The 5,015-nt window shown below is 28.5% G+C and carries 1 protein-coding gene; it reads left to right on the forward strand.

The genetic code is table 11. The features are described 5' to 3' along the window. The first annotated feature begins 232 nt into the window (after positions 1 to 232). Positions 233 to 4,876, forward strand: coding sequence for a S8 family serine peptidase (locus ACQRD5_RS16625; protein WP_427747080.1), 4,644 nt, complete (start codon positions 233 to 235; stop codon positions 4,874 to 4,876). The last annotated feature ends 139 nt before the right edge of the window (positions 4,877 to 5,015 follow it).

The raw sequence follows: 5,015 nt of genomic DNA on the forward strand, positions 1-5,015 counted from the left end.
TATAATTGAGTAACTTATATACCTATATAAAAAAATAGTTAAAAGTAGTATTTTATAATATAATTATTAAACTTAATTTTATAAATACAAGCAAAATGTTATGTCGAAAAATGGCGATAAAAATATATGTCAAAATGTGTATAAAAGAAGTATAATTTATTTTGAGTGAATTAGTAGAATGATAAAAAACATACTAGTTTATTTTAAAAAACAATTATAAGGGGGCTAAATAATGCGAAAAACAAAAAAAAGGGCGGTATCAATTGCTATTTTAATTTCTATGTTTTTATCATTAGTAGTTGGTACAAGCTCCTCTGTAGTTAAAGCAGACAATAATATTAATGAAGTAATAATAAAAGAAGCTTTACTACAACAATTAAACCAAAAGATAAATAAAAATGATTCTTTTGCTAATGTTAAAAAATTAGAAAAGAACACCGAAAATTCATCTTTAAATGATGAGCTTAATCCAGAAGAAAAAATAAGAGTAATTGTAGAATTGGAAGAAGAACCAGCTACATTACAATTAGAAGATGGAGAGCAACCAGAAGTTGAATTAATAAATAAAGTTAAAGAAGCTCAAAAGCCTATTAAAGATGAAGTTGAAGATCAAATAGGTGAAGAAGTTAGACATACTTATGGAAATTTAATCAATGGATTTTCAATTGATGTAAAACGTAAGGATGTTGAAAAGATAGAAGATATAGATGGAGTAAAGAAAGTAAGTGAAGCTAAAGTTTATTATCCAGATATGTCAAAAGCAAAAGAATTTATACAATCTGCTAGCGTATGGCAAGATTATGGTTATAAAGGTGAAGGTCTTGTAGTTTCAATAATAGATACAGGTATTGATTATACACATAAAGATATGAAATTAACAAATAATTCAAAGGTTAAAATATCTAAAGATGATGTTAATCAAGAATTTGGGAAATATTATACTGAAAAAGTGCCTTATGGATACAACTTTGCAGATGATGATGATAAAGTTATAGATACTTCAGGTAGTATGCATGGAATGCACGTTGCAGGTATAGTAGGTGCCAATGCATCAGAAGATGAAGTTAAAAATAATCAAGGAATACAAGGTGTAGCACCAGAAGCACAATTATTAGCTATGAAGGTATTTAGTAATAATAGTGAAATTAAAGGTGCATACTCTGATGATATTATTGCTGCAATCGAAAAGTCAGTAGAATTAAAAGCTGATGTAATTAATATGTCATTAGGTTCATCAGCTGGATATAGAGATGATAAGGATCCAGAACAAGTTGCAATTAAGAATGCTACTGATGCTGGAGTTATCTGTGTAGTTTCTGCAGGAAACTCAACAACATCTACAGCACCATATGTTATTGATGGAATTAGTGATGTAGGAGTTTTAGGATCACCAGCAGCTGCTAGAGATGCTATACAAGTTGCAAGTTCTGAAAACTCAGTTGTAACATTACCTGCATTTACAGCAATAATTAATAACACAGAATCAATTGTTGGATATACACAAACAGATGTTGATCCAATTGATGTATTTGAAGCAAATGAAGAATTAACACTTGTTGATGCTGATTTAGGAAAACCTGAAGATTATACGAATAAAGATGTCAAAGGTAAGATTGCTTTAGTAAAAAGAGGAGATATTAGCTTTGTAGAGAAGCAATTAAATGCTCAAAATGCTGGGGCTAAAGGAGTTATTATTTATAACAATGCTGCAACAACAGAATATATTAATATGGCAACTGATGAAGCTGTAAAGATACCAGCTATTTTTATAAATGGGAATGACGGAAATACATTAAAAAATAGTATTTCAAATGTTAAAATCAAATTTAATGGAAAAGTTTCAGTTATAGCAAATGCCGTTAATGGTGAAATGTCTGACTTTACTTCATGGGGACCAACTCCTGATTTAGAGTTTGCACCACAAATAACAGGACCAGGTGGAAATATTTTCTCTACTTTAAATAATAATAGATATGGAAGTATGAGTGGAACATCTATGGCAGCTCCAAATGTATCAGGAGCAACAGCATTAATTCTTCAAGGATTAAAGGCACAAGGAATTAATCTTCAAGGAAGAGATTTAGTTGAATTTGTAAAAAAATCAATAGTAAATACTGCAAAGCCTTTAACAGAAGAAAATACATATGGTGATGAAGTACCATATTCTCCAAGAAGACAAGGTTCAGGATTAATACAAACCAAAAATGCAATTAATAATAGAGTTTTAGCTTATGGAAGTAATAATGAACCAACTATTTCATTAAAAGAAATAGGCGAGACTACAGAGTTCGAAATCACTTTAAAGAATTATTCAGATGAAGATAAAACATATGAAGTTAAGTCTTTGGGTGGTGTACTAACAGCTTTTGAACCTAATATGGAAAATCAAGTAATTACAGAAAGTATGCATTTTGACACAATTTTAGAGGATGCAACTTTAAACTTTAGTACTAATAATGTAACTGTACCTGCAAAAGGTGAAACAAAGGTTAAGGCTACTTTAAATGTTAGAAAAGATTCAGTTACAAATAACTTTGTAGAAGGATTTATAAGCTTTGAATCTAAAGATAATAAAGTACCATCTTTAGTTGTACCTTATATGGGATATTACGGAGATTGGTCAGAAGAAACAATTATAGATGGAGCTATTTGGGAGCCAAATACAGTAAATATGGTAGGTAGTTTTGCAGCTTCTAAATTAAATGGAGAATATAATTATTTAGGATTTATGGGTAAGGATAATAAAGGTAGTATTATTATTGATCCAGATAAGATAGCTATTTCTCCAAACGGAGATGAAGTGTTTGACTCTGTAATACCAGCATTATATTTATTAAGAAATGCTAGAGAAGTTAAAGTAGATTTACTAGATGAAAATAAAAATTTAATTAAAGAAAATATTAGTTCAGAAAATTATTTAAGAAAGAAAATTTTTGCTTCTGAAGGTGGAAACCAACAAGGTATTTATTCTAGCTTAGAATGGAATGGAAAGGTGTATAACCCTGCTACAGGAAATGAGGAAGTAGCTGAAGAAGGTACATACTACTTAAAATATAAAGCAAGAGTTGATGGAGCAACAAAATATCAAGAATTTATTATGCCTGTAAGCGTTGATATTACACCTGTAAAAACAACTTTAGAATCAAGCAAAGAAAGCCAAGATGTTAATTATGAATTAAATATAAGCTTTAATGGTGAATTAAAAAATAATAATATAAGTGCATATCTTTTATATGTAAATGGAAAACAAGTAAAAGACTATAACACAAATGAAGATAATTTAACAGCATCTTTAGATTTATTAAACAACAAAATTAATAAAATCGAGATTGCAACAATGGATAAGGCAGGAAATAGTTCTACAGATGTTTACGAAATAGGAGTAGGAAATTATAAGCCAGAGGTTAAGTTAATTGATTTTCCAGTAGGAGAAGCATTAAACACTGGTGAATTATTAGTTAAAGGTGAGTACATAGGAGATGTATCTGAAATATTAATAAATGGAGAAACTCCAGACTTAATGGAAAATGGTAAATTTGAAAAATTACTTAATTTAAAAGAAGGATACACTACTATAACTGTATTAGCTAAGGCTTCAAATGATGATGTGATTTTTGATAAGTCTTATAAAGTATTTAATGATACTGTTGCACCAGAAATAAATATTTCAGAGCCTGTAATTTTAGAGGATGATACAGTAGTAACTGCACAAGATAAAGTGAAGATTAAAGGAACCATAAGTGATAATACTGAAGGGTACAAGCTATATATTAATGGTGAAAATATATTAAGTGTAGCTTTAGATGGAGCAAAGAGTGCAAAAGATACTGAAAGAGAATTTGAGTATGAAGTTTCTGTAAATAATGGAGATTTTATTACAGTTAGAGCTGAAGATTTAGTTAATAATGAAACAGTAAAAAGATTTAAGGTTATAGTTGATAAAACAATTCCTGAAATATCAGTTGATAATGTTGAAAATAATAAATACTATAACACAAATATTAAGCCTGAAGTTAATGTAAATCCAGATACAGCTAATATTACTGCAACATTAAATGGAAATCCTTATAATTTCGAAGAAATAACAGAGGATGGAAATTATGTATTAGAAGTTGTTGCTTTAGGTTTAAATGGAGTTGAGTCTAAGAAGACTTTAAACTTTACAATTGATAAGGTTGCACCACAAATTAATCTTCAAGGTATAGAAAATAATAAAAAATACAATACTAATATTTTACCAAATTTAGATATTGATGAAGAAGCGACTGTTGTACTTGAATTAAATGGTGAAGCTTATAATGGAGAAAATATAGTTAATGAAGGAAGTTATACTTTAAAGGTTAAAGCAATTGATAAATCAGGAAATGAATCTGTTGCAGAGTATAATTTCACAATAGATAAAACTGCTCCAGAAGTTGATATTGATGGAATATTAAATGGAATGAAGTATAATAAAGAGGTTAGTCCTTTATTTGCTAGCAATGAAGAAGTAGAATTAACAATAACATTAAATGATAAGCCATATAATTATGAGCCTATTACGGAAAATGGAGATTATACTATTAAGATAATTGCTAAAGATTTAGCTGGTAATGTAACTGAAGTTTCAAAATCATTTACAATAAAATTACCAGAACTAGCAGTAAATAAAGATAATCCAACTCCAGTAGCAAATCCAAATGGAAATTCAGGCGGAGTAAACTTAGGAGATAGAATTAGTGATGATAAAGGCACAAATAATTTAGATACTTCTTCAATAGGAAAAGGAAACTTACCAAAGACAGGTAATGATGGATATTACTTTGTATTAATATCAGGTATAGTTATAATTGGATTTGGTGTGCTTCTTTTAAAGAGAAAAACTATTACAAGATAATATAATAATATAAAAAAGTATCGAATGCTTATATAGTATTCGGTACTTTTTTATATAGTAATAATAAAAATTATATATATTTATTACAATAATATAAGGTTATTATATACTGTTTATGGAAAAAAGTGTTATAATATTA

It is taken from the genome of Clostridium sp. SGI.024, from assembly GCF_050315195.1.
Classification (GTDB): Bacteria; Bacillota; Clostridia; order Clostridiales; family Clostridiaceae; genus Clostridium.